The sequence below is a fragment of the Nesterenkonia alkaliphila genome, from assembly GCF_009758175.1.
Classification (GTDB): Bacteria; Actinomycetota; Actinomycetes; order Actinomycetales; family Micrococcaceae; genus Nesterenkonia; species Nesterenkonia alkaliphila.
In genome coordinates this window covers 1-23202 of sequence record NZ_WRPM01000022.1, presented here as the reverse complement: position 1 = coordinate 23202, position 23202 = coordinate 1, and the positions used below count along the sequence as shown (strand labels likewise).

At 66.6% G+C, this 23202-nt stretch carries 23 protein-coding genes; 6 read left to right on the top strand and 17 right to left on the bottom strand.

What is annotated here, in order from left to right; translation table 11 throughout:
* Positions 1 to 18: 18 nt before the first annotated feature.
* From GNZ21_RS03030 to GNZ21_RS02955, 16 genes are all read right to left on the bottom strand, one after another.
* The gene (locus GNZ21_RS03030) at positions 19 to 846 is read right to left on the bottom strand and encodes a F0F1 ATP synthase subunit delta (RefSeq protein WP_157321213.1); all 828 of its coding nucleotides are present in this window, start codon (positions 844 to 846) and stop codon (positions 19 to 21) included.
* Positions 846 to 1406 (bottom strand): F0F1 ATP synthase subunit B, encoded by a 561-nt coding sequence (locus GNZ21_RS03025; protein WP_157321211.1) that lies wholly within the window; start codon positions 1404 to 1406, stop codon positions 846 to 848. The genes GNZ21_RS03030 and GNZ21_RS03025 overlap by 1 nt, the downstream gene beginning before the upstream one ends.
* 86 nt (positions 1407 to 1492) lie before the next feature.
* The gene (locus tag GNZ21_RS03020; protein WP_150460167.1) at positions 1493 to 1696 is read right to left on the bottom strand and encodes an ATP synthase F0 subunit C; all 204 of its coding nucleotides are present in this window, start codon (positions 1694 to 1696) and stop codon (positions 1493 to 1495) included.
* An 83-nt stretch (positions 1697 to 1779) separates the two neighbouring features.
* Positions 1780 to 2589 carry a F0F1 ATP synthase subunit A gene (gene atpB / locus GNZ21_RS03015; protein WP_373868456.1) on the bottom strand — a complete coding sequence of 270 codons (810 nt, stop codon included), beginning with the start codon at positions 2587 to 2589 and terminating at the stop codon, positions 1780 to 1782.
* Between the two features lie 187 nt (positions 2590 to 2776).
* Positions 2777 to 3172, bottom strand: a complete 396-nt coding sequence (locus tag GNZ21_RS03010) for a hypothetical protein (protein WP_157321208.1) — start codon at positions 3170 to 3172, stop codon at positions 2777 to 2779.
* Complete coding sequence (locus GNZ21_RS03005) at positions 3169 to 4314, bottom strand: MraY family glycosyltransferase (protein WP_157321207.1); 1146 nt, start codon at positions 4312 to 4314, stop codon at positions 3169 to 3171. The genes GNZ21_RS03010 and GNZ21_RS03005 overlap by 4 nt, the downstream gene beginning before the upstream one ends.
* Complete coding sequence (locus tag GNZ21_RS03000; RefSeq protein WP_188503761.1) at positions 4311 to 4967, bottom strand: L-threonylcarbamoyladenylate synthase; 657 nt, start codon at positions 4965 to 4967, stop codon at positions 4311 to 4313. The genes GNZ21_RS03005 and GNZ21_RS03000 overlap by 4 nt, the downstream gene beginning before the upstream one ends.
* A complete protein-coding gene (gene prmC, locus GNZ21_RS02995) occupies positions 4964 to 5848 on the bottom strand; it encodes a peptide chain release factor N(5)-glutamine methyltransferase (protein WP_157321205.1) in 885 nt (294 codons plus the stop codon). Before prmC ends, GNZ21_RS03000 begins: the two co-directional genes overlap by 4 nt.
* The gene (gene prfA, locus GNZ21_RS02990; RefSeq protein WP_157321261.1) at positions 5841 to 6923 is read right to left on the bottom strand and encodes a peptide chain release factor 1; all 1083 of its coding nucleotides are present in this window, start codon (positions 6921 to 6923) and stop codon (positions 5841 to 5843) included. Before prfA ends, prmC begins: the two co-directional genes overlap by 8 nt.
* Positions 6924 to 7048: 125 nt before the next feature.
* Positions 7049 to 8962, bottom strand: a complete 1914-nt coding sequence (rho, locus tag GNZ21_RS02985; RefSeq protein ID WP_373868457.1) for a transcription termination factor Rho — start codon at positions 8960 to 8962, stop codon at positions 7049 to 7051.
* Positions 8963 to 9169: 207 nt separating this feature from the next.
* Positions 9170 to 10219: a homoserine kinase gene (gene thrB / locus GNZ21_RS02980; protein WP_157321204.1), complete on the bottom strand. Its 1050-nt coding sequence runs from the start codon at positions 10217 to 10219 to the stop codon at positions 9170 to 9172.
* Positions 10216 to 11331: a threonine synthase gene (gene thrC, locus GNZ21_RS02975; protein WP_157321202.1), complete on the bottom strand. Its 1116-nt coding sequence runs from the start codon at positions 11329 to 11331 to the stop codon at positions 10216 to 10218. The genes thrB and thrC overlap by 4 nt, the downstream gene beginning before the upstream one ends.
* Positions 11332 to 11344: 13 nt before the next feature.
* Positions 11345 to 12721, bottom strand: coding sequence for a homoserine dehydrogenase (locus GNZ21_RS02970; RefSeq protein WP_157321200.1), 1377 nt, complete (start codon positions 12719 to 12721; stop codon positions 11345 to 11347).
* A gap of 51 nt (positions 12722 to 12772) precedes the next feature.
* The gene (gene lysA, locus GNZ21_RS02965; protein WP_157321199.1) at positions 12773 to 14233 is read right to left on the bottom strand and encodes a diaminopimelate decarboxylase; all 1461 of its coding nucleotides are present in this window, start codon (positions 14231 to 14233) and stop codon (positions 12773 to 12775) included.
* Between the two features lie 17 nt (positions 14234 to 14250).
* On the bottom strand, positions 14251 to 15927 hold the full coding sequence (gene argS / locus GNZ21_RS02960) for an arginine--tRNA ligase (protein WP_188503762.1): 1677 nt from the start codon (positions 15925 to 15927) through the stop codon (positions 14251 to 14253).
* A 16-nt stretch (positions 15928 to 15943) separates the two neighbouring features.
* Entirely contained in the window at positions 15944 to 16615 is a 672-nt protein-coding gene (locus GNZ21_RS02955) for a LysE family translocator (protein WP_157321197.1), read from the bottom strand.
* Between the two features lie 81 nt (positions 16616 to 16696).
* Here GNZ21_RS02955 and GNZ21_RS02950 point away from each other — a divergent pair, with 81 nt between their 5' ends.
* A complete protein-coding gene (locus GNZ21_RS02950; RefSeq protein ID WP_157321195.1) occupies positions 16697 to 17602 on the top strand; it encodes a LysR family transcriptional regulator in 906 nt (301 codons plus the stop codon).
* On the opposite strand, the gene GNZ21_RS02945 is transcribed toward GNZ21_RS02950, so the two are convergent.
* The gene (locus tag GNZ21_RS02945; protein WP_157321194.1) at positions 17589 to 19034 is read right to left on the bottom strand and encodes a helix-turn-helix transcriptional regulator; all 1446 of its coding nucleotides are present in this window, start codon (positions 19032 to 19034) and stop codon (positions 17589 to 17591) included. The genes GNZ21_RS02950 and GNZ21_RS02945 overlap by 14 nt on opposite strands.
* Positions 19035 to 19109: 75 nt before the next feature.
* Here GNZ21_RS02945 and GNZ21_RS02940 point away from each other — a divergent pair, with 75 nt between their 5' ends.
* The 5 genes from GNZ21_RS02940 (at position 19110) to GNZ21_RS02920 (ending at position 23189) form a co-directional block, all read left to right on the top strand.
* Complete coding sequence (locus GNZ21_RS02940) at positions 19110 to 19880, top strand: ABC transporter ATP-binding protein (protein ID WP_157321192.1); 771 nt, start codon at positions 19110 to 19112, stop codon at positions 19878 to 19880.
* A gap of 4 nt (positions 19881 to 19884) precedes the next feature.
* Entirely contained in the window at positions 19885 to 20661 is a 777-nt protein-coding gene (locus GNZ21_RS02935; protein WP_157321190.1) for an ABC transporter permease, read from the top strand.
* A complete protein-coding gene (locus GNZ21_RS02930; protein ID WP_157321189.1) occupies positions 20654 to 21439 on the top strand; it encodes an ABC transporter permease in 786 nt (261 codons plus the stop codon). Before GNZ21_RS02935 ends, GNZ21_RS02930 begins: the two co-directional genes overlap by 8 nt.
* Positions 21440 to 21473: 34 nt before the next feature.
* Complete coding sequence (locus tag GNZ21_RS02925; RefSeq protein WP_157321187.1) at positions 21474 to 21941, top strand: RES family NAD+ phosphorylase; 468 nt, start codon at positions 21474 to 21476, stop codon at positions 21939 to 21941.
* Positions 21942 to 22055: 114 nt separating this feature from the next.
* Positions 22056 to 23189 carry a Fic family protein gene (locus GNZ21_RS02920; protein ID WP_229659574.1) on the top strand — a complete coding sequence of 378 codons (1134 nt, stop codon included), beginning with the start codon at positions 22056 to 22058 and terminating at the stop codon, positions 23187 to 23189.
* Positions 23190 to 23202: the final 13 nt, after the last annotated feature.

Below are 23202 nucleotides of genomic sequence, written 5' to 3'. Positions count from 1 at the left end.
TTGGGCCAGCGCTGGGCGCTAGCGGGAAATCTTTCGGCTCAGGCTGTTCAGCCGGGAGGAGACGGTGCTGTCGACCACCTCATCGCCCACCTGAACTCTGATGCCGCCGACCACTGTGGGATCGACGACGACGTCCAGCTTCAGTTCTCTGCCAAAGTACTTGTCCAGGCTGGCAGAGAGCTTCTCCAGGTAGGAGCTGTCCAGGTTCTTTGCCACGGTCACCTGAGCGATCCAACGCTGCTGCCGGGCTGCGATCTGCTCGGCGAAGCGTTCGATCAGTGCTGAGGGCCGCAGCCCGCGCGGGGCGGTGACGGCCCGGTCGATGAGCAGCCGGGCCTCTGCTGAGACCTGCGGGCTCAGTGCCGCGGCCAGCTTCTGCTTGGCCTCGGCCGGAGCCTGCTGCTCGGTGAGCGCGCGCTGCAGCTCATGGGAGTCAGCAACCGTGCGGCGGAAGCTCAACAGAGCGGACTCCAGGGCTTCAAGCCCCTGCAGGCCGTCCCGCTCAGCCTTGGCGGCCACCACGGAGACGGCCAGGGCCTCCACCGCGTCACCGAGATCGCGCTCAGCACCCCAGCGCCGGGAGACCACTGCTTCCAGGATGCGCACAGTGCTGGGCTGGGCCTTGGCGCCGAAGAGCGAGGCGACCACCCCGGTGCGGGCGGCCGGCTCCAGCGCCGGATCTGTCAGCGAACGGCGTAGCGCCGCGGAGCTGTCGATGACGTCCAGCGCGCTGAACAGCTCATCGGCGACCGCGAGCTCGGCGGAGGCCAGAGTCTCCGCCAGGTCGCTCTGCAGCGAGGCGAAGGATTCGCTGGAGGCGCTGGACCCGCTGAACTGGACTGCCATTACTGTGCTGCCCCCTGGGTCTGCTGCTCAGCGTCGAGATCTGCCAGGAACCGGTCGACCACCCGCTGGGAGCGGGCATCGTCGTTGAGCGCCTCGCCGACGATCTTCGATGCCAGCTCAGTGGCCAGGGACCCGACGTCAGCCTTCAGCTGGGCAGCTGCGGCGGCGCGGTCGGCCTCGATCTGCGCGTGGGCCTGCTCGCGGATGCGGGCGCCCTCGGCAGCGGCCTTCTCCTGGGCCTCGGCCACGATCTGTGCGGCCTCAGCACGAGCTTCCTCGCGCAGGGCAGCGGCCTCGGTGCGGGAGTCGGAGAGCTGCTTCTCGTACTCCGCCTTCAGCGCAGCGGCCTCAGCCTTGGCCTCCTCGGCCTGGTTGATGCCGCCCTCGATCGCCTCAATGCGGTTCTGGTATGTCTCCTCGAACTTCGGAGCAATCCATTTGATGACGATGAAGAGCAGCACCAGGAACCCGATGCCGGCCACAGCGAATTCCCACATATTGGGGAACAGCGGATTGGCATCCTCATACTCCGCTGCCTGGACCAGTGCTGTGCTGATCATGTGTTCACCCATCTTTTCTCGGATCTAGTGGTCTTCTTCGGCTGCCGGGGTCCCCGGCAGCTCAGCTGTGCTCTGGGCCCGTGGGGCTAGAGCACGAAGGCGAAGACGATGGCCAGAATGAACACAGCCTCAGCCAGAGCGAAGCCGAGCAGCGCGATCGGCTGCAGCACGCGCTGAGCCTCGGGCTGGCGGGCCACACCGTTGAGGTAGGCAGCGAAGACCAGGCCGATGGCGATGGCAGCGCCGAGTCCGGCGATGCCCATACCGAGCATGTTCAGGGAGCCGTCCATGTGTTTCTCTCTTTCTTGTCTCGCTCCCGGTGGCTTTCACCGGGAACTCGTACGGGAACTTAGGGGTCAGGTGGTCAAAGTGGTCAGTGCGCGTCGGCTTCTATGGAGCCTTGGATGTAGATGGCGGTCAGCAGGGCAAAGACGAAGGCCTGCAGCACCATCATGATCAGCTCCAGGAAGTACAGCGGAACGGAGCCGAGCAGGATCGCAATACCGAGCCCGGTGTTGAGCACGCCCTCCTGCTGGGTGATCAGGAACTCGGCGCCGGAGCCGCAGAGCATCACGATGATGTGGCCGGCCAGCATCACTGCCATCAGACGCAGGCTGTGGGTCAGCGGGCGGATCACGAAGTTGGAGAGGAACTCCAGCGGGGTCAGGATGATCAGCAGCGGCTTGGGGACTCCCGAGGGCACAGTCATCAGCTTCATGAACTTCGCGCCGTGCAGCTTGAAGCCCAGTACCACCCAGGTGATCCAGACCAGGGCGGCCATGGCGTAGGCCGGGCCGGCGTGGCTGAAGGTGGGCATCTGCAGCCCGGGGATCGCGCCGAACAGGTTGTTGAACAGCACAAAGAAGAACACGGTGAACAGCAACGGGATCCAGGGCTTGAAGTGCTTATCCCCGAGGATGTCACGGCCGATGGTGTTGCGCACGAAGGCGTAGGCGCCCTCGGCCAGGAACTGTCCGCGTCCGGGCACCAGGGCCTGCTTGCGGATTCCGGCGCTGAAGAGCCACCAGATGAGCAGGACGGCCAGGATCGCCATCAGCATGTTTTTGCCGAAGCCAGTGCCCCATTCGGCCATCCACGGGAAGATCTCCGGGAGGTGGGTTTCACTGATAGTAGGCGGCTGGAAGCCGTCCTCTTCGGCGGCACTCAGGGCAAGCGATGACAACGCTGGTCCTCTCATCGGTCGTCGAAAGATCGAGACATGCTGATCTCGGCTTCGGGCGAGGGAAGTCGGCGCAGAGATTACCTGCCGCAGCCCGCGCTAAGCCTACCAAAGCTTAGACAGCGGATTGCAGCACGTGATCCGTGCTGAGACAACACTACTACAGACGGTAGAAATTTCCCCCATCGGCTCATTCCGGCGCGGAGACGGCCAGCCGCATCTTCGCGAAGCTCATCACTTCGGCCACCTGCCAGACCAGCAGCACGGCGGTGCCGGCGCCCAGTGCCCAGGCACCGTCGAGCCAGTCCCCCACCCGCACTGCCGGCAGCACCATGGCCAACACGGCCAGTTTGAGCGCGAACCCGATCATGAACAGCGGGATGGCCAGCTGGGGCCGGTGCCGCTCCGCCCAGTCGATCAGCCCCAGGGACAGGAAGGAGAGGACGACGACGAGGCCCCCGGCGGCGGCAGCTGAGGCAGCCGCTGCTGCCCCGCTCACCAGGGCGGCCAGGGCAGTGCTGGCGGCCAGGCAGATCAGGCCGGCAGCCGTCGTCGTCATAAGCACTCTGCGCCATCCGGTGGTCATCCGCTGCTCCTGCCTGCGGTGCGCCCAGCGGCACGGGCGTTGACGCGCTGGGCGCGCCGGCGCAGCCAGGGTCCCAGGGTGAGCACTGTGGCCACTGCCAGGGTCACCGCCATAGCTGAGCCGACCAGCCACCAGGGCAGAAAGTTGAAGGAGATCGAGCCGAAGGCGATCACAGCGGCCCAGAGGTAGAGCAGCAGCACAGCCTGGGGGTGCGAGTAGCCGGAATCCAGCAGCTTGTGGTGCAGGTGGCCCCGGTCCGGGCTGAACGGGCTCTGCCCACGGATCGTACGGCGAATCACTGCGAGCACCAGATCCAGCACCGGCAGCACCATCACCGCCAGGGGCAGCAGCACCGGCATATAGGCCGGGATGTTCCGGAACCGGAACTGCTCCTGGTGCAGCTCCAGGGAGCTGGTGGCGATCAGTGCACCGGCGGCCATGACAAATCCCAGCAGCATCGCCCCGGTGTCGCCCATGATGAGTTTGGAGGGGTGGAAGTTATGCGGCAGGAAGCCCAGGCAGGCGCCCACCAGCACCGCCATCAGCAGCGTGGCCAGATGGGAGGGCTCGAACTCCCGGATGGACAGCGTCAGCAGGTAGGTGTAGATGAAGAAGGCTGCTCCACCGATCGCGGCAACTCCTGCGGCCAATCCATCCAGCCCGTCGATGAAGTTGAACGCGTTGATGGTCAGCACCACCAGGAACACGGTGAGCATGCTCTGCAGCACGGGTCCGCCCACGCCGAGCCAGCCCACCGGCATGACTTCGAGCTGAATGCCGTGCAGCACCAGGATCAACCCTGAGCCGATCTGCGCTACCAGCTTGATCAGCCAGTGGATGTCCCAGGCGTCATCGGCCATTCCGGTGATCACGATCAGCGTCATCGCCAGCAGCACCCCGAGCACCTGGGTGATATCAGCAAAGATCCCGGCGAACAGCGGGATCAGCGCGGAAACCGCGATCCCGGCGATCAGCCCCAGGTAGATGGCCACACCGCCCCAGCGCGGCTTCACCTCGGTGTGGATGTCACGGGAGCGGATGCCGGTGTAGATGCCCAGCCGCAGGGAGAGCCTGCGCACCGGCGGGGTCAGCAGATAGGTGACCACCGCCGAGACTGTGAGCACCATCAGGAAGTAGATCATTCAGGGGGCTCCAGCCCAAGCGTGCCGGGGACCACTGCCTGCAGCTCATGCAGCGGCACCGCGCCTAGACGCACCACTCGGGGCGGCTCTGCGGTGCAGTCCACGATCGTGGAGGCCTGCTGGGCGCTGCGCTCTCCGCCTTCGAGATAGACAGCGACCGCCTCGGCGAGCATTTCGCGTGCCTGGACCGCGGTGGTGGCTGCGGGCATACCGGTGCGGTTGGCACTGGAGACCGCCATCGGGCCTACGGCACTGAGCAGATCCAGCGCGATCTCATCGGCGGGCATCCGCAGCGCCACTGTGCCACGGGTCTCTCCGAGGTCCCAGGCCAGGGAGGGCTGGGCGCGCAGGATGATGGTCAGCCCGCCGGGCCAGAAGGTCTCCGCCAGCCTGCGGGCGGAGTCTGGGATCTCGTCAGCCAGCGCATCCATCACCTCGGCCCGGCCGATCAGCACCGGAGGTGGCATCGAGCGGTTGCGGCCTTTGGCGGCCAGCAGCACGGCCACCGCCTGCGGGCTGAAGGCATCGGCCCCGATCCCGTAGACGGTATCGGTGGGCAGGACCACCGGCTCGCCGCGCCGGACGGCTGCGGCGGCGGACTCGATTCCGGACTCGCGCTGCTGGGGGTTGGTCACATCGATCGTCTGACTCACGCGCTGTATTCTTTCACGACTGCGCTGGTGGCACGGTCCCGGCCGGTGAGGTCCTGGTGCGTGCTGACCGCTTCCAGCTCCGGGTCAGCTGCGCAGAGCTCACTGAGAGCCTCGGCCTGCACCTCAGCGTGCTCCAGAATGAACCAGCCTCCGGGTTTGAGGATGCGTTTGGCGGTCTCGATGACTGCCCGGGGAAGCTGAAGCCCGTCCGCTCCCCCGCCGTAGAGGGCGATTTCGGGATCATGCTCCCGGACCTCCGCCTCGGCCGGCACCATACCGGGCGGTATATACGGCGGATTCGACACTACGACGTCGAATCCGGCCTCAGTGAAGTCTCTCAGGTCGCAGCGGTGCAGGGTGATCCCGGCTGCGCCCGCCGGGAGGCTCTCGAAGTTCTGCTCAGCCCAGGCCGCGGCCGCTGCGGAGACCTCCACGGCATGGACCTCGGCCTGTGGAAACTCAGCAGCCAAGGAGGCCGCGATGGCCCCGGATCCGGTGCCTAGGTCCACCACCCGGGGCTGGGCGGTGCCGCCGGAGGCCAGCTTACCCAGCCGCTGCAGCACCAGCTCCACGATGGTCTCGGTCTCCGGTCGCGGGATGAATACCCCGGGGCCCACCCGCAGCTCCAGGCTGCGGAAGGGTGCACGGCCGGTGAGATGCTGCAGCGGAATGCGGCGGGCACGCTCGGCGACCAGGGCAGTGAGCCGTTCGGCGGCGTCGTGCTGGATCTGCCGCTGCGCAATGACGGCCGCCTGGACCTCTCCCCTGCTGATGCCCAGGACATGGCCGACCAGCAGCTCAGCATCGGCCTGGGGGCTGGGCACCTGAGCCTCGGCCAGCGCTGCCGCTGCTCGGCGCAGCAGCTGGTCCAGTTCAGTCATCAGTATCAGAGAGGGCGGCCAGCCGCTCCTGCTCATCGAGCTGGATGCAGGACTGGACCACCGCTTCCAGATCACCGTTGATCACCGCGTCCAGGTTGTATGCCTTATACCCCGTGCGGTGGTCGGCGATGCGGTTCTCCGGGAAGTTGTAGGTGCGGATGCGCTCTGAGCGGTCCATAGTGCGCACCTGGGACTTGCGCACCTGCGCCGATTCGGCGTCCAGCTGCTCCTGCTGGTGGGCCAGCAGCCGGGAGCGCAGCACCCGCATGGCGGCCTCCTTGTTCTGCAGCTGGGACTTCTCGTTCTGCATGGCCACCACGATGCCGGTGGGCAGGTGGGTGATCCGTACCGCGGAGTCAGTGGTGTTCACCGACTGCCCTCCCGGACCGGAGGAACGGTAGACATCGATCTTGAGATCGTTCTGGGCGATCTCGATCTCCTCCGGCTCATCCACCTCCGGCAGCACCAGCACCCCGGCGGCAGAGGTGTGGATACGGCCCTGGGACTCCGTCTCCGGGACGCGCTGAACGCGGTGCACCCCGCCCTCAAACTTCAGATGCGCATAGACACCCTCAGCCGGATCGGTGGTATTGGCCTTCACCGCCATCTGAACGTCTTTGTAGCCGCCTAAGTCTGAAGGGGTCGAAGAGATGATCTCAGTCTTCCAACCCTTGGACTCGGCATAGCGGGTATACATCCGCAGCAGGTCCCCGGCGAAGAGGGCCGCCTCATCGCCGCCGGCACCGCCCTTGATCTCAAGGATGGCGTTGCGGGCGTCGTTCTCATCCCGCGGGATGAGCATCCGCAGCAGCTTCTCGGAGGCCTCCTCGAGCTCCGCCTGCAGCCGAGGCACCTCGGCGGCCAGCTCGGCATCATCGGCGGCGAACTCCTGGGCGGTCTCCAGATCGTCCTGCAGCTGGGTCCACCGGCTGTGGGCCTCCACCACCCCGTTGAGCTGGGCGTAGCGGCGGCCGAGCTTGCGGGCCAGCGCCTGATCGGCATGGGTCTCGGGCTCGGCGAGCTTGATCTGCAGCTCCTTGTGCTCTGCCAGCAGAGTGCCCACGGAGTCAAACATGCGGGGATTGATCTCAGTCATTTATGGGGGTTCCTCAGTCCAGTACGACGACGCGGCGGCCAGGTGATCTGAAAAGACCCCGCCGGTGCCCGGTGGAGGGCACGGACGGGGTCTGTCTCAGCACGCTACTTATCGCCGTTGCCGCCCAGAGTGGTCTTCTGGGTCAGCAGCAGGAACTCAGCATTGGAGCCGGTCTCCTTGATCTTCTTCAGCAGCAGGTCAAGACCCTGCTCCTGCTCCAGGCCCGAGAGCACGCGGCGCAGCTTCCACATGATCTGAACCTCATCACCGGAGAGCAGGTTCTCCTCGCGCCGGGTGGAGGACTCCGAGACGCTGATCGCCGGGAAGATCCGCTTATCGGCCAGACGCCGGGAGAGCCGCAGCTCCATATTGCCGGTGCCCTTGAACTCCTCGAAGATGACCTCGTCCATCTTGGACCCGGTCTCCACCAGGGCGGTGGCAAGGATGGTCAGCGAACCGCCGTTCTCGATATTGCGGGCAGCACCGAAGAACCGCTTGGGCGGGTAGAGCGCATTGGCGTCCACACCACCGGAGAGGATACGCCCGGAGGCCGGGGCTGCCGTGTTGTAGGCGCGGCCCAGGCGGGTCATCGAATCCAGCAGAACCACAACATCCTTGCCCAGCTCCACCAGACGCTTAGCGCGCTCGATGGCCAGCTCGGCCACTGTGGTGTGGTCATCGGCAGGCCGGTCGAAGGTGGAGGCAATGACCTCACCATCGACGGTGCGCTGCATATCGGTGACTTCCTCAGGGCGCTCATCGACCAGCACCATCATCAGGTGCACCTCGGGGTTATTGGTCTTGATGGCCTGTGCCAGGGACTGCAGGATCATCGTCTTACCGGCCTTGGGCGGGGAGACGATGAGACCGCGCTGCCCCTTACCGATGGGGGCCACCAGATCGATCACGCGGGGGGCGAGGTTCTTGGGATCGCCCTCCAGGCGCAGCCGCTCCTGGGGATAGAGCGGGGTGAGCTTATTGAACTCGACCCGGTCGGTATTGGCCTCCACGGGGCGGCCGTTGACCTTCTCCACTTTGACCAGGGCGGCGAACTTCTGCCGCTTGTTCTGCTTCTGGTTCTCATTCGGGGCCTTGATGAAGCCGGTGACCACATCACCCTTGCGCAGGTTGTTCTTCTTGACCTGCTGCAGGGAGACATAGACATCGTTCTGGCCGGGCAGGTAGCCGGAGGTGCGCACAAAGGCGTAGTTGTCCAGCACATCCAGGATGCCGGCGATCGGGATCAGCTGGTCATCATCGGTGACCTGCTCGTCGTCGAACTCGGGGCCACGGTTGCGGTCATTGCGGTCGCGGCGGTTGCGGTTGCGGTCATTGCGGTTCCGCCGCCGGTTGCGCCGGTCCTCGCGGTTGTCTCCGCGGTCATCCTGGTCCTGACGGTTGCCGCCCTGATCGCTGTGATCCTCATGGCGCCCGCCCTGACGGTCCTGGCGGTCCTGACCGGAGTTCTCCCCGCGGTCCTCACGCTGGGACTGGGTCTCCTCGGACTTCTTCTCCGGGGAGGCGGCCTGGTTGTCACCGCCCTGCTGCTTCTGCGGATCCTCATTGCGGTTCCGGTCATTGCGCCCGCGCCGGTTGCGGCCGCGGCCGGCGCCCTGTTCGGGCTTCTGGTCACGGTCTGCCGGGGCGGCGTCGTCGTCATTGGTCTCCTGCTCGGCAGCTGAAGGCTCGGACTGGTCCTGCGCCTTCTGCTCCTGCGCATTCTGGTCCTTGGTCTTCTGCTTGGCGCGGCCGTTGCGCTCGGCCTTGGGTGCCTCCTCACCGGCAGCGGGCTCGGACTTCTTGCTGCCCCGGTCGGCGACCGCTCCGCCGCGCTGATGGGCGGAGATCGCCTCCACCAGGTCGGATTTGCGCATCCGGGAGGAGCCGGCGATGCCGAGCTGGGAGGCCAGCGCCTTCAGCTGGGCCAGTTTGAGACCGGCCAGACCGCCGCCGGTGCCATTGGAGTCAGTGGTGTTCTTCACATCCTGCGGGGTGTCCGCAGTGGTGATTTCTGTCACGAAGGTTTCCTTCTCCCTCGTCGGGCAGGCTGCGTTCAGATGCAGCCAACGGTTTCCATGTCAGGCTTTCGCGCACACTTACGGCTGAAGATTCCCTGTGCGTGCAGGTAAAGACACACAGTATGGGCTACGCACGGGGTGCGGTTCTGATGATCAGCCCATCTGGGAGAGCGCGAACTGCGCGAAAGCTACTCAGTGATACGTCGATCACTGCAGTACCTCCACTGTAGCACCTGTGCGCGCTATTGGCAGACTTCTGGCCGCAAACGTGTCCGCACCACCGGCGGAGTCTGCGATGGTGCCCACCAGTTCAACGCAGGACGCCGCCCGGCTGGCCTCGGTCAGCACCAGTACGGCGGGGCCGGCGCCGGAGATCACTGCGGCATAGTTCGCTGCGCGCAGCTGGTCCACCAGCGCCATGGACTGCGGGAAGGCTGCCCGCCGGTACTCCTGGTGGAGGTAGTCCTCGGTGGCATCGAGCAGCAGGGCGGGTTCAGTGGTGATGGCGTGGACCAGTAGTGCGGCCCGGGAGCTGTTTCTGGCCGCCTGCTGATGCGCCACGGTGACCGGCAGCAGATCGCGGGCCGCCTGGGTGGACTGCATAAAGCTGGGCACAGCCAGCACACAGGTCAGTTCCGGGTGGGGGCTCAGAGGCGCAGTCCGGAACACCGGTTGTGGGGTCTCAGCGGCCTGCCAGGAGATGGCTACCGAGCCGCGCAGCGCTGGGACGTAGTTGTCCGGGTGGCCTTCGATCCGCGCGCCGATCTGCAGCTGCTCCTCTGCGCTGAGCCCGCCGGGCAGCAGCTGGCCGGCGGTGAGCACAGCAGTGGCTATGGCTGCCGCCGAGGAGCCCAGTCCGCGGGAGTGCGGGATCGTATTGTGCGCATGGACCTGAAGGTCGGGGAGCCAATAGCCCTTGGCGGCCAGGATACGCTGCACGGCGGTGACCACCAGGTGTGAGGCATCGGTGGGCAGCTCGGCCGCGCCTTCACCGTGCACCCGGACGCTCACCTCTGGGGCGGCCGGCTCGGCGCGGGGGCTGGCTGTCACCTTGATCTCATCCCGCCATTCCAGCGCCAGGCCCAGCGAGTCGTAGCCGGGGCCTAGGTTGGCGCTGGTGGCCGGCACCGACAGCCGGAAGCTCAGCGGGTCGCGGAGCGGTTCGCGCAGCTGCTGGCTGACCGGGGCGCCGGCTGCAGCATCGGGGGCCAGACCCTGGCCCAGTTTTCCCGGATGAGCTGACATCTTCCGGTTCACAGTCCCAGGGTGCGGGCCACAGTTGCCACATCCTGAGGCACTTGGGTGGGTGCGGCGTAGTCGGTGCCGCCGGAGACCACCTCGGGGTTGTTGATCGCCCAGTCGGGGTCCTTCAGCCCGTGGCCGGTGACGGTGATGACCCATCGTTTGCCGGCCGGGACCTCACCTGCAGCGTGCTTCTTGAGCAGCCCGGCCACCCCCGAGGCGGAGGCGGGTTCCACGAAGACACCCTCCTTAGCGGAGAGCCAGCGGTGGGCGGAGAGGATCTGCTCATCGGTGACCGCCTCGATCACGCCTCCGGAGGTGTCCCGTGCGGCCTCGGCCTGCTCCCAGGAGGCAGGGTTACCGATCCGGATGGCCGTAGCCACCGTCTCCGGCTCGGTCACTGGGTGACCGGCCACGATCGGCGCCGCCCCGGCGGCCTGGAAGCCCCACATCACCGGCGTCCTGGTGGCAACCGGTTCCACGGTTGCCCCGGTGTGCTGGTTGGTCCAGGGCTGGGAGTACTCCTGGTAGCCCTTCCAGTAGGCGGTGATATTGCCGGCGTTGCCCACCGGCAGCAGGTGATAGTCGGGGGCCTCCCCCAGGAAGTCCACCACCTCGAAGGCGGCGGTCTTCTGCCCTTCGATGCGCGAGGGGTTCACCGAGTTCACCAGGAACACCGGATAGTTCTCAGCCAGCTTGCGGGCCACCTCCAGGCAACCGTCGAAGTTGCCGTCGATCTGGATGATCTCGGCACCGTGGGCCACGGCCTGGGACAGTTTTCCCATGGCAATCTTCCCGGCCGGGATCAGCACGGCGCAGGTCAGCCCGGCTTGGGTGGCATAGGCGGCGGCCGAGGCGGAGGTGTTTCCGGTGGAGGCGCAGACCACTGCTTTGGCTCCCTGGGCCACCGCTGCAGTGATCGCCATGGTCATGCCCCGGTCTTTGAAGGAGCCGGTGGGGTTCATCCCCTCGACCTTCAGATAGACCTCACCCTGGACCAGGTCTGAGAGGGCCGGGGCGTGGATCAGCGGGGTGCCGCCCTCGCCCAGGGTGATGATCCGGTCCTCCTCTTTGACGGGGAGCCGGTCGGAGTATTCGCGGATGACCCCGCGCCACTGGTGTGCCATCTTTTCTGCTCCCCTACTTCTCCACCTCGACGCGCAGCACCGAGTTCACAGTCTTGACCACGTCCAGCCCGCGCAGCGCCTGCACGGTTTCGCTGAGGTTCTTCTCACTGGCCAGGTGAGTGACGATTTGGACTCTGGCCCCATTGTCACTGTCCTCCACTTCACCCTCTACGGTCACCGAACCGGGCTGACGCATGGATTCGATGGAGACGTGGTGATCGGCCAGCACCCGGGCGATCCCGGCGATCACGCCTTCGCGGTCGGCTACCTCCATGTCGATGTAGTACTGGGTGGTGGCCTTCTCAATGGGCAGTGCCGGCAGGCCCGCCTCACCGGAGATGCTGGGGGCATCGGGCACTGATGTGCCGGTCCCCTTCTTCATCAGCACAGTTCGGGCCACGGCCACCACGTCTCCCATAATGGCGCTTGAGGTGGGCTTGCCGCCTGCGCCCTGCCCGTAGAACATCAGCTCACCGGCATTCTCCGCCACCACGAACACCGCATTGAATGCGCCACGGACGCTGGCCAGCGGATGGGTGCGCGGCAGCAGGGTGGGGTGCACCCGCAGCACCACTCCGGGTGCTTGGCCCGCTGAGTGCTTCTCGGCGATGGCCAGCAGCTTGATCACATAGCCTGAGGCCGCCGCAGCTTCAATGTCATCGGCGCTGACCTCGGTGATGCCTTCACAGTAGACGTCGTCGAAGCTGAAGGGGGCGTGGAAGGCCAGAGTGCCCAAGATGGCGGCCTTGGCGGCGGCATCATGCCCTGCCACATCGGCAGTGGGGTCCGCCTCGGCGTAGCCGAGCTTCTGGGCCTCTGCCAGGGCATCGCCGAAGGCCGCCCCGGTGGTGTCCATCTGGTCCAGGATGTAGTTGGTGGTGCCGTTGACGATGCCCATCACCTTGGTGATCCGGTCCCCGGAAAGCGATTCCTCGATGGGCCGCAGGATGGGAATGGCCCCGCCGACCGAGGCCTCATAGCGCAGCAGCCCGCCGGAATGAGCGGCAAGGGCGTTGAGCTCTGCACCGCGGCTGGCGAGCAATGCCTTATTGCCGGTGACCACTGCCGCGCCGCGGGCCAGTGCACGTTCGATCAGGGCACCGGCGGGCTCCATGCCCCCGATCAGTTCGATGACCAGGTCCACACTGTCCACCAGCGCCTCGGCGTCAGTGGTGAGCAGTTCGCCCGGGACCTTCCAGTCACGCGGGGTCTCGGGGTCGCGCACCGCGACTCCGGCCAGACGCACCGGGGCGCCGACTCTGGCTGAGATCAGCTCTCGGTCCTCCACCAGGGTCCGGGCCACCTGGGCGCCCACGTTCCCGGCGCCCAGCAAGCCGATGGTGATCATCTCACCGGATATGGACTGAGACGGCGTGGGGAGCTGGGTCATGGTCACCTCTTCAGTGGAGTGCTCGGCGCCGGGGGCGACGCCGTTAGCTGGTCAGTCGGGGGCGAAGCCAGTGTCGCGGGCCAGCATCATCTCTTCGGTCTCCCGGCGGATAAGCACCTGAGCCTGACCCTGCTTCACCGCGACCACAGCGGGCCGGGTGAGGTAGTTGTAGTTGCTGGACAGCGAGTGGCAGTACGCCCCGGTGGCCGGCACAGCAAGGATGTCCCCCCTGGTGACGGCCGCTGGCAAGTATACGTTTCTGACCACGATGTCACCGGACTCGCAGTGCTTTCCCACGATGCGAGACAGAATGTGCTCTCCGGTGACCTTCCGGGAGCCGAGCACTGCGGAATAGTCGGCGTCATAGAGCACCGGCCGAGCATTGTCCCCCATCCCGCCGTCCACTGCGATATAGCGGCGGGTGATGCCGTCCTGGACCACCACATCCTTGGTGGTGCCGGCGCTGTAGAGGGTGACTCCGGCAGGTCCGGCAATGCTGCGCCCGGGTTCGATGCTGATCCGCGGAATGCTGATGCCCTGCTCGGCGCAGGCTGCCCGGACGGCAGCCGCCAGCGCCTGGGCGATCTCCTCAGGCTGGCGGGGGTGATCAGCCTCGGTATAGGCGATGCCGTGCCCGCCGCCCAGATCCAGTTCAGGCAGCACCGCGCCACTGGCGGCCTCAACTCGCGCCAGGAACCCGATCAGCTTCTGGGCGGCGAGTTCGAATCCGGTGGGTTCGAAGATCTGTGAGCCGATGTGGCAGTGCAGACCGATCAGCTCCACCCCCGGGGCGGCCAGGGCCTGCTCCACTGCGCTCCAGGCCGGGGAGCCCAGGTAGGGGTTGGGGTCTGCGGTCTGAGTGCCCGGCACTGGGGTCACCGAGAGCCCGAACTTCTGGTCCTCATGGGCGGTGGCGATGTATTCGTGGGTGGAGGCGTGGACTCCGGGGGTCAGGCGCAGCATCACATTGGCGGTGCGGTTAAGCCGGCCGGCAATAGTGGAGATGCGGCTAATTTCCTCCAGGGAGTCGGCGATGATCCGGCCCAGGCCCAATTCCACGGCGCGGGTGATCTCGGCATCGGACTTATTGTTCCCGTGCAGTCCGATCCGGCTCGGCTCCACTCCGGCAGCCAGGGCGATGGAGAGTTCGCCGCCGGAAGCGGTATCGATGTTCAGGCCCTCCTCTGTTGCCCAGCGGGCGGCATGGGTGGTGAGGAAGGCTTTGCCGGCATAGAAGACGTCCACTTCAGTCTCCGGGGCGAAGGCCTGGCTAAAGGCCGTTACGAACCCGCGGGCGCGGGCCCGGAAGTCGTCCTCGGAGACCACATAGAGCGGGGTGCCGTAGGTCGCGGCCAGCTCACTGACCGGCACACCGCCCAGGGTGAGCTCCCCCTGTTCGGTGCGTGAGGCGTCACTGGGGAGCAGTTTGGCCTCTAGGTCTTCGGTGCTCTGCCGCGGGGTGAGCCACTCAGGGGCAAGAGGGTGAGGTGGCGGCGTCTGTTCTGGTGTCATGCTCACAGCTTTGCCTCTCACATCTTCTCTGGTGCGGTGACCCCGAGCAGGGCCAGGCCGTTGCGCAGCACCTGGACGGTGGCGGAGTTCAGCCACAGCCGGCTGCGGTTGAGGTCGGTGACCTCCTCCACAGTGCCGTCCTCATGCACGCTGGGGGCGATCCGGCACTTGGCATACCAGGCGTGGTAGGCCGCGGCCAGGTCCTCCAGATAACGGGCCACCCGGTGCGGTTCGCGCAGCTGGGCGGCCCGGGCCACCGTATTGGGGAACTTGGCGAGGTGGGCCAACAGCTCCTCCTCCCGCTCATGACTGAGCAGGGCGGCGTCGAACCCTGATGTCCCATCGGGTGCGGTGTGGCCCACGCCATGGGCCTCGGCATTGCGGGCGGCATTGCAGGCCCGGGCATGTGCGTACTGGACGTAGAACACCGGGTTGTCGTTGGTCTTGGACTGCAGCAGGTCCGGGTCCACATCCAGGGGTGAGTCTGCTGGAGAGCGGGCCAGGGTGTAGCGCAGCGCATCGGCGCCCAGCCATTCGATGAGGTCCTCGAGCAGAATCATGTTTCCAGCGCGTTTGGAGAGCCTGGCACCCTTGACGCTGATCAACTGACCGATGAGGATCTCAATGTTCCTCTCCGGGGCGTCCCCGGCACAGGCGGCAATGGCCTTCAGCCGCCCGATGTAGCCGTGGTGGTCGGCGCCGAGCAGGTAGATCTTCTCTTCGAAGCCGCGGTCCCGCTTGCTCAGGTAGTAGGCGGCATCCGCGGCGAAGTAGGTGGGTTCACCGTCTGCCTTGATCAGCACCCGGTCCTTGTCATCGCCGAAGTCTGTGGTGCGCAGGAATACCGCGCCCTCGTGGTCATAGACATGCCCCTGGGCGCGCAGGGTGGAGACCGCCTCCTCGATCTTGCCGGCATCGTGCAGGGACTTCTCGGAGAAGTAGACGTCAAAGGTGATGTGGAAGGCGGCCAGGGTCTTGCGGATCTGAGCCATCTGCGCGGTGTAGGCCAGCTCCCGCACCACCGGCAGGGCCTCCTGCCGGGGCAGGTCTTTGACCTCAGGGCGTTCGGTGACCACCTGCCGGGCCAGCTCCTGGATGTACTCGCCAGGGTAACCGCCCTCCGGGGTGGGCTCACCGTGGATGGCGGCCAGTACGGAGGCGGCAAAGACGTTCATCTGGTTGCCGGCGTCGTTGATGTAGTACTCGGCGGTCACGGCGGCACCGGAGGCACGCAGCACCCGGGCGATGGCATCGCCTACGGCCGCCCACCGGGTGTGGCCCATATGCAGGGGGCCGGTGGGGTTGGCCGAGACGTATTCCAGGTTCACGGTGTGCCCGCTCAGGGCGGTGTTGTGCCCGTAGCTGTCCCCGGCCTCCACGATGGTCTGGGCCAGTTGTCCTGCTGCGGCGGCGTCAAGGGTGATGTTGATGAACCCGGGGCCGGCGATGTCCACTGCGCTGATCCCGGCGTGCTCGCTGAGTCTGGTGGCCAGGATCTCGGCAAGCTGGCGGGGGTTCATCCTGGCTGGCTTGGCCAGCTGCAGCGCAATATTGGTGGCCCAGTCTCCGTGTTCGCGGCTCTTGGGCCGCTCCACTCGCACCTCGTCGGGGAGGGTATCGAGGACGACGTCGCCGGCGGCCACGGCCTCGGCGAGAGTGGTGTTCACAACGGAGGAGAGTTCTTCTGGAGTCACCCGTCCATCCTACGGGTTAGGGCAGTAACCCCAGGCCTCCGGTGACCAGCATGTACAGGCCCAGCCCCACTAGGGTCAGGCCGCTGACCAGTTCGATCCAGCCGGTGACCCGAGGGTTGGAGAGCCAGCGGTTGGCGGCGTCGACCAGCAGCACGATGCCGATGAGATAGGCGTAGACGGTGGCCACGACGGTTCCGCCCAGCACCGCGATCGCGAACAGCGGACTGGTGCCGGTGGGGGTGAACTGCGGGAAGAGCGCGAGGAAGAACAGACCCACTTTGGGGTTGGTCATACAGGTGGCGACCCCGGCAAAATAGGCCGTCCTGGGCGTCGTCGTGCTGGTCTTCACCGGTGCCGCTTCCTGCAGGCCGGCGGCTGCGATCACCCCAGCGTTGCGGAAGCGGCCACGGGCGGTGAGCGAGGTGCGGGCCCCCAGCCAGAGCAGATAGCAGCCGCCCAGCAGGCTGACCAGGTAGTAGGCGATGTCCGAGGCCTCGAACAGGGCGGCCAGTCCCAGCGCGGCCAGAGCGGCCCAGACGAACATCGCTGAGGAGGAGCCCGCAGCGGCGAATGCCCCGGCCCGCCGGGAGACCAGGGCGTAGCGCAGCGAGAGCAGAGTGTCCGGCCCGGGAGTCACCGCCAGAATCACGGCGACGCCGAGGAAGGCCAGGTAGGTGCTGAGGGTCACCACTCCATCCTGCAATCCCATTCAGGATGGGACAAGCAATGAATTCTGGCGAATTGTTCGGTATTGACTGATAATGGCAGGATGCTCAGCCCGCAGCGCCTCCGGGTCTTCCAGGCAGTGATCGCTGCCGGGTCCGTGCAGGCCGCCGCCCGGAACCTGCACTACTCTCCCGCCACGGTGAGCCAGCACCTTGCTGCGCTGGGCCGGGAGACCGGGCTGCAGCTCTTTGAGCGGGACGGCCGGGGCATCCGCCCCACCTCTGCGGGGCTGGCTCTGGCCGAGCAGTCCGGCGCGGCATTGGCTGAGCTCGGGCGGCTGGACCGGGCGGTGGAGGATCTGCGCAGCCGCCGCAGCCGGCATCTGGCCATCGCCTGCTTCTCCTCAGTGGCCAAGGAGTGGATCCCGGAGGTCGTGCGCAGGGTTCGGCAGCTGGATCCGGCAGTCACAGTGGAGGTGAGCCTCAACGAGCCGCACAGCGGGCGGGGCCGCCGGCCCGCGGATCTGGACATCCGCAATGAGTCCCTTGATGAGTCACCTGAATCCCTGGACGGCTATCAGCGCCAGGGGTTGGGGCTGGACGAGTTTGCCGCCGTGCTGCCGCGCGATCACCGCCTCTGTGCAGAGTCTGCCGTAGCGCTGGGCCAGCTGGCCGGGGAACCGTGGGTGGACCACGACATCTATGACAGCCCCACCGGCAGGATCATCCTTGCGGGCTGCCAGGCGGCAGGTTTCACCCCGGCCTACAGCGCACGCCTGGATGACCACCACGCAGCACTGAGCTTGATCGCCGCCGGTCTGGGTGTGACGATCCTTCCTCAGCTCGCGCTGGCCGACCTGCCCCGCGATGTGGCGGTGCGGCCCATTCACAGTCCGCAGGTGCGGCGGCGGATCGTGGCGCATATCCGCTGCTCCAGCGGTTCAGACCCTCTGGTGACCGCCGCGCTGGACTGCCTTAGGGACCAGGCCGCTGAGCTCAGTGCCGGCTGATCCGGCGGGCCACCTCCTGGGCGACCAGCTCGGTCCGGGACCCGACCCCGGCACTGCGCAGCATGGCCGCGGTATGCACCGCCACGGTGCGTTCGCTCAGCTGCAGGGCCGCTGCGATGTCCCGGTTGCCCCACCCTTCAACCAGCAGGTCAAGCACTCTCTGCTGCGCCGGGGTCACAGGAAAAGGAACGACGACGCCGGCTGCCGCCCTCTCCACATGCTGAAGAACTCTGCCGGGCCAGGACCGCAGGGCGTAGCGAGCATGCTGTAGCTCAATGAGAGCGGAGAGCCTCCGGCCGGTTCGGTGCAGGGAGCGGGCAGCCGCCAGGTGGAACCGTGCCCGCAGATAGGGCGGATTGGGGAATTGCTGAGCCACTTTCAGCAGTTCCGGGTCGAACGGCCTGCCTTCGGCATCCCGTAGCAGAATCTCCACCTCGGCAAGATTGTGGTGTGTAGAGACGTCCCCCGGGTGGGCCTGGATGGTCCGCTCGAAGAAGCTCCGGACCTGATCTGCTGGCGTTCCCGCGTCAAGTGCCACTCTGCTGGCCGCCGCCGCCCGGTTCCGGCGCGTGGCATGGGCCTCCAAGGGCACCGCACCGCGGTAGGCCTCCAGTGCCGTGGACAGAGAGCCCGCCCCTGCGGCCGCGGCGATCACCCCGCCTAAGTAACCGTAGAGACGCACCCAATGTACGCTCACCGCAGCGGTGAGCCCCAGGGCCTGCTGGCCGAGGCTGCGAGCGCCGGGCAGATCTCCGCGCTCCCAGGCCAGCAGCGCCGCCTTGCAGCGCAGCGCCACCTGCTCATTCCGGGCAAGCCGCTCCACTGCGGGGCTGAGGGCATAGCGCCAACCCCGCTCCCACTGGCCCGTGCTGAAGGCCAGGTCCACCGCCAGGCGCAGCACGTGGGTCTGTGCGTTGAGCTCCTCGGCCAGGGTGTCCGCCCAGCTGAGCCGGGACCAGGCCTCAGCCTCCGCCTCGCTGAGGTGCAGTCTGGCGCCGAGCAGCTTATCCAGGTGCAGGACCATGAGATTGGTCAGGGCACGGGCTCGTGCCCTGACCGTGGCGGGGTCCCTGTCCTCGGCGGCGGATTCCAGTGCCGTGATCGCCTCCCGGAGCTCTGCCTCATCCTCTGCCATCAGCCCGGTTGCGCTGGCCGCGCTGACCCGGGCGTGGGCAGCTGCCAATCGGTGGGCAGGATCCCCGCCAGCGGTGATTCCGGCCAAGGCCTGCTGGGCGGCATCCAGTGCCGGCTGGAGCTTCTCGGCCCGCAGCAGAGCCGTTGAGCGCCAGGCCATGACCTCGGCGTGCAGTGCAGGGGCATCGCCTGCTGCCTCTCGGGCGGCCTCCAGACTCGCCCAGGTGCCGTGCACATCTCCGGCCAGCCAGGCGGAGTCGCTCTGCTCCAGCAGCTTCCGGCAGGTATCGGGGTTCACCCTGCCAGCCTACCGAGGGAACCTACGCATATTTGACTAGGGGGCGGCGTCGTCATCCTACTCAGACTGAGAGGTATGGCTTCAACACCCACTCCGGCTCTAAGGACCGCCGGACTGACCCGCTGCTTCACCAGCCGCGGCGGGCAGCCCAGAACTGCTCTGGACTCAGTCAGCCTGAGCCTGCCTGCCGGCGGGGTCCATGCCCTGCTGGGCCCCAATGGTGCGGGCAAGACCACGCTGTGCCGCATCGCCTCCACCGTGCTGCTGCCCAGCTCTGGCCGCGCGGCGGTGCTCGGCCGGGATGTGGTCAAGGAGGCCGCGGCCGTGCGCCGGCTGATCGCCATCGTCTTCGGCGGGGACCGGGGGCTCTATGACCGGCTGAGCGCCCAGGAGAACTTGTGGTTCTGGTGCAGTATGTATGGGTTGCCGCGCAGGGCGGGAAGGCAGCGGGCCCAGCAGCTGCTGGAGCAGCTGGGCCTGGCCGAGCGAGCCGGTGAGCTGGTGGAGACCTTCAGCCGGGGCATGAAGCAGCGCCTGCACCTGGCCCGCGGACTGGTGGCCGAGCCCCAGCTGCTGATCCTGGATGAGCCCACCGTGGGCATGGACCCGGTCTCAGCCCGGGAATTCCGTACCCTGGTGACCGATCTACGCTCCCAGGGCCGCACCGTGCTGCTGACCACCCATGACCTGCAGGAGGCCGAGGCCCTGGCCGATACTGTCACGGTCATCGACCGCGGCAGAGTGCTGACCCACCTGGAGCAGCCCCCGCAGCCTGGGTCCCTGGAGGAACTGTATTTCGGGCTGATCCGCAGCACCGCTGCCCGCTCCGGCGGGATGGAGGTCTGAGCCGATGCAGCTCCTCACCGCTGCGGCCGCGGGCTTCCGCACTCAGCTACGCCACATGCGCGGCAACGCCGATTGGATGCTCTCACTGATCACCACTCCGCTGCTGACCATGGTGTTCGTCTCGATGTTCCTCTACGCCGACAGGGGCGAGCTGATCAGCTATGCGGTGCTGGCCCCGGGCCTGATGGCGATGTGGTCCACCGCCCTGCTGACCGCCGGTGAGTTGATCTCCTTCGAGCGGGAGAACGGCTCCTTGGAGGGGCTGCTGGCCGCCCCCGCCCCTTTCGCGGCGGTGCTCTACGGCCGGATAGCCGCAGTGACCGCACTGTCTCTCGTGGGATTCGCCGAGGCGTGGCTGGTGGGCAGCCTGATGGCGGGGTTCCCGGTGCCGGTGGCTCACCCCTGGGCGCTGGCTGCCGCGGTGATGGTCACCGTGGGTGCGATGACCTGCTGGGCGGCCGTGATGTCCAGCGTGTTCGTGCTGGCCCGCTCAGCCCGCATCTTTCAGAACTCGCTGAGCTATCCGTTCTTTGTGCTCGGCGGAGTGCTGGTGCCGGTCTCGCTGCTGCCCGTCTGGGTGGAGGTCCCGGCCAGGATGGTGTTCCTCTCCTGGTCCTCGGATCTGTTGCGCGATGCCATCACTCCGGCTCCGGTGGAGCAGCTGTGGCTGAGGCTGTTGGTCATCACCGCCCTGGGCGCCGCCGGATTGGCCCTGAGCCTGCTCCTGCTCGATCGAGCTCTGCAGCGTGTGAAGCGAACCGGGAGGCTGACCCATGCTTAGTGTGATCACTGCCGCCAGCAGAGTGGCTTGGGCCGATATGCGCGCCCTGTACTCTCCGGTCACCTGGACCTTCGGCTGGCTGGGCCGGATCCTGGCGCAGGTGATCTTCTTCGCTCTGATCGGACTGCTTCTGGAGGACCCTGATGCAGTGGTTTTCCTGTTCATCGGACAGGCCGTGATGGTCACCGTAGTTGAAGTCTTCTTCACAGTCGCCTCCACCACCTGGGAGAAGAAGGCCGGCACCCTGCCGCTGATTCTGGCCTCCCCGGCTGCCCTGTGGGCGGTGCTCTTCGGCAGATCGCTGCAATGGGTCCCCAGCGGGGTGGCCACCGCTTCCGCGGCGCTCTTCGTGCTGGGGCCGGCACTGGGCATCGGCTGGAGCATTGGGGCCGCAGTGCTGGCCGTGCCGGTGCTGATACTGGTGTCCCTGTCCATGTATGCGGTGGCACTGACCCTGGCCGCGGCAGCCCTGCGTACCCCCGGCTGGCGGAATGTGCTCGGCAATGTGGGGCATTTGGGCATCATGCTCGGCTGCGGCGTCGTCGTCCCTGTGACTGCCTGGCCTGCAGGGGTCCAGCTGTTGGTGCAGGCGGTACCGCTGACCCACGGGCTGGAAGTGATCCGCGCACTGCACACCTCCGGGCCGTCCGCCGAGCTGCTGGCCCCTGTAGCGCTGCTGCTGACCACCGGACTGGGCTGGGCTGCGGTGGCCGCCGCGGCGTTCTCCCTCTTCGCCAGTGTGGGCCGTCGCGACGGAAGCATCGCCTTTTCCGAATAACCGGCTGTCCGCTCTATCTGGAAGGATCACAGGGATGGAGATGCTGCACCGCGTAGTGGGCACGTTCTACCGGGCCGTGGATCCGCAGCACCGGCAGTATGCCCTGGCCGGTTCGCGGAGCGCGGGGCGGTATTCGCGGGCTGACCAGCCCACGCTGTACCTCAGCTCCTCCCGCGACGGTGTGGCCGCGGCCATGATCAAGCATCGGGGTGATCGCGCTGTAAAGCTTGAGATCATCGAGGTCTCAGTCCAGGCCGATCGGATCTTCGACCTCCGGGACGCCCGCAGCCGGGAACAGGCCGGCATCAGCCTCGATGACGCCGCGGCGGAATGGACGGCACTGGCAGCGGCGGGCCAGGAGCCGCCGTCGTGGAAGGTACGACGACGCCTGGAAGAGTTGGGTGCCCACGGGCTGATCGACCCCTCCCGGAAGGCACCTGGCCTATGGCATCTGGTGCTCTTCCGCTGGAACCAGCCCGCAACCGCTCAGGTGACCCTATGAGCCTCAAGTACTTACAGTATCTCTAAAAATGTAAGTCTGATTGGCGCCATGCTGACACTTTCGGTTCCCCCAACCGCGCGGGAGCGGCACCATTGGCACGCCCAGGGTGATGGGATGACAGGGCGGCGGCGCCTCACCGCAGCCTCAGGACCTTATGAATCGGCGCTCCCGGCGCGCATCGCCGATCTTGAGCTCACCCTGCCGCCCGCCCTGGCTGCCGATATCGAGGAAGCTACTGCTGCACTGAGCAGGTTCGATGATTATGCGCGCATGTCATTGGGCCCAGCCAGCACCACTCTGGGACCTATGAGCTCCATTCTGCTGCGCACTGAGTCGGCATCGTCGTCCCAGATTGAGCAGCTCACCGCTGGGGCGCGGCAGCTGGCGCTTGCGGAACTGGAGCAAACCACCAGTCAGAATGCACGCATCGTGATGGGCAATGTCCGCGCGATGGAGGCGGCATTGGACCTGGCCGAGAAACTAGACCAAGAGGCAATTCTGGCGATGCAGCGGATCCTGGTGGAGGAGCAGCCAGCGTCTGAACGGTACGCCGGCCGTTATCGGGACTCCCTGGTCTGGGTCGGGACATCTGCGGTCTCACCCATTGGAGCCAGCCATATTGCTCCCCAAGCCAAGTACATCGGACCCGCGATGGCGGATCTCGTCCGTTTCATGGACCGGTTGGACCTGCCCACACTGCTGCAGGCGGCTCTGGCCCATGCTCAGTTCGAGACGATCCACCCGTTTGAAAACGGCAACGGAAGAACGGGGCGCGCCCTGGTGCACGCTCTGCTGAAGGCCAGAGGACTGGTCACGACCACCACAGCTCCGCTCTCGGCAGGTTTGCTGAAGCAGACCTCCACCTACTACAGGGCTCTGACCACCTACCGGGAGGGCGAGGCCGCTCCCCTGGTCACCTGCTTCACCGAGGCTGCCCTGTTCGCCGCATCCTCAGGCACCCAGCTCGTCGACGATCTGAGCGCCGAACTGGAGGCCTCTGCTCAGGCGATGCAGGGACTGAGACGCCAAGCTTCAGCCTGGAAAGTGCTGCCGCATCTGGTGGCCCACCCGGTGATCAACGCGGCCTTTCTCGAACGGCGGCTGGGACTCAACCAGGTGGCCGCTCAGCGAGCACTGTCCCAACTGGTGGACCGGAGAGTGCTTGAGGAACGCTCAGGCTTGAAGCGGAATCGCGTGTGGTCAAGTCCGGTGGTGTGGTGTATGAGTGGTGATCCTTCAAGCGTGTAATTTGAGGGTTATG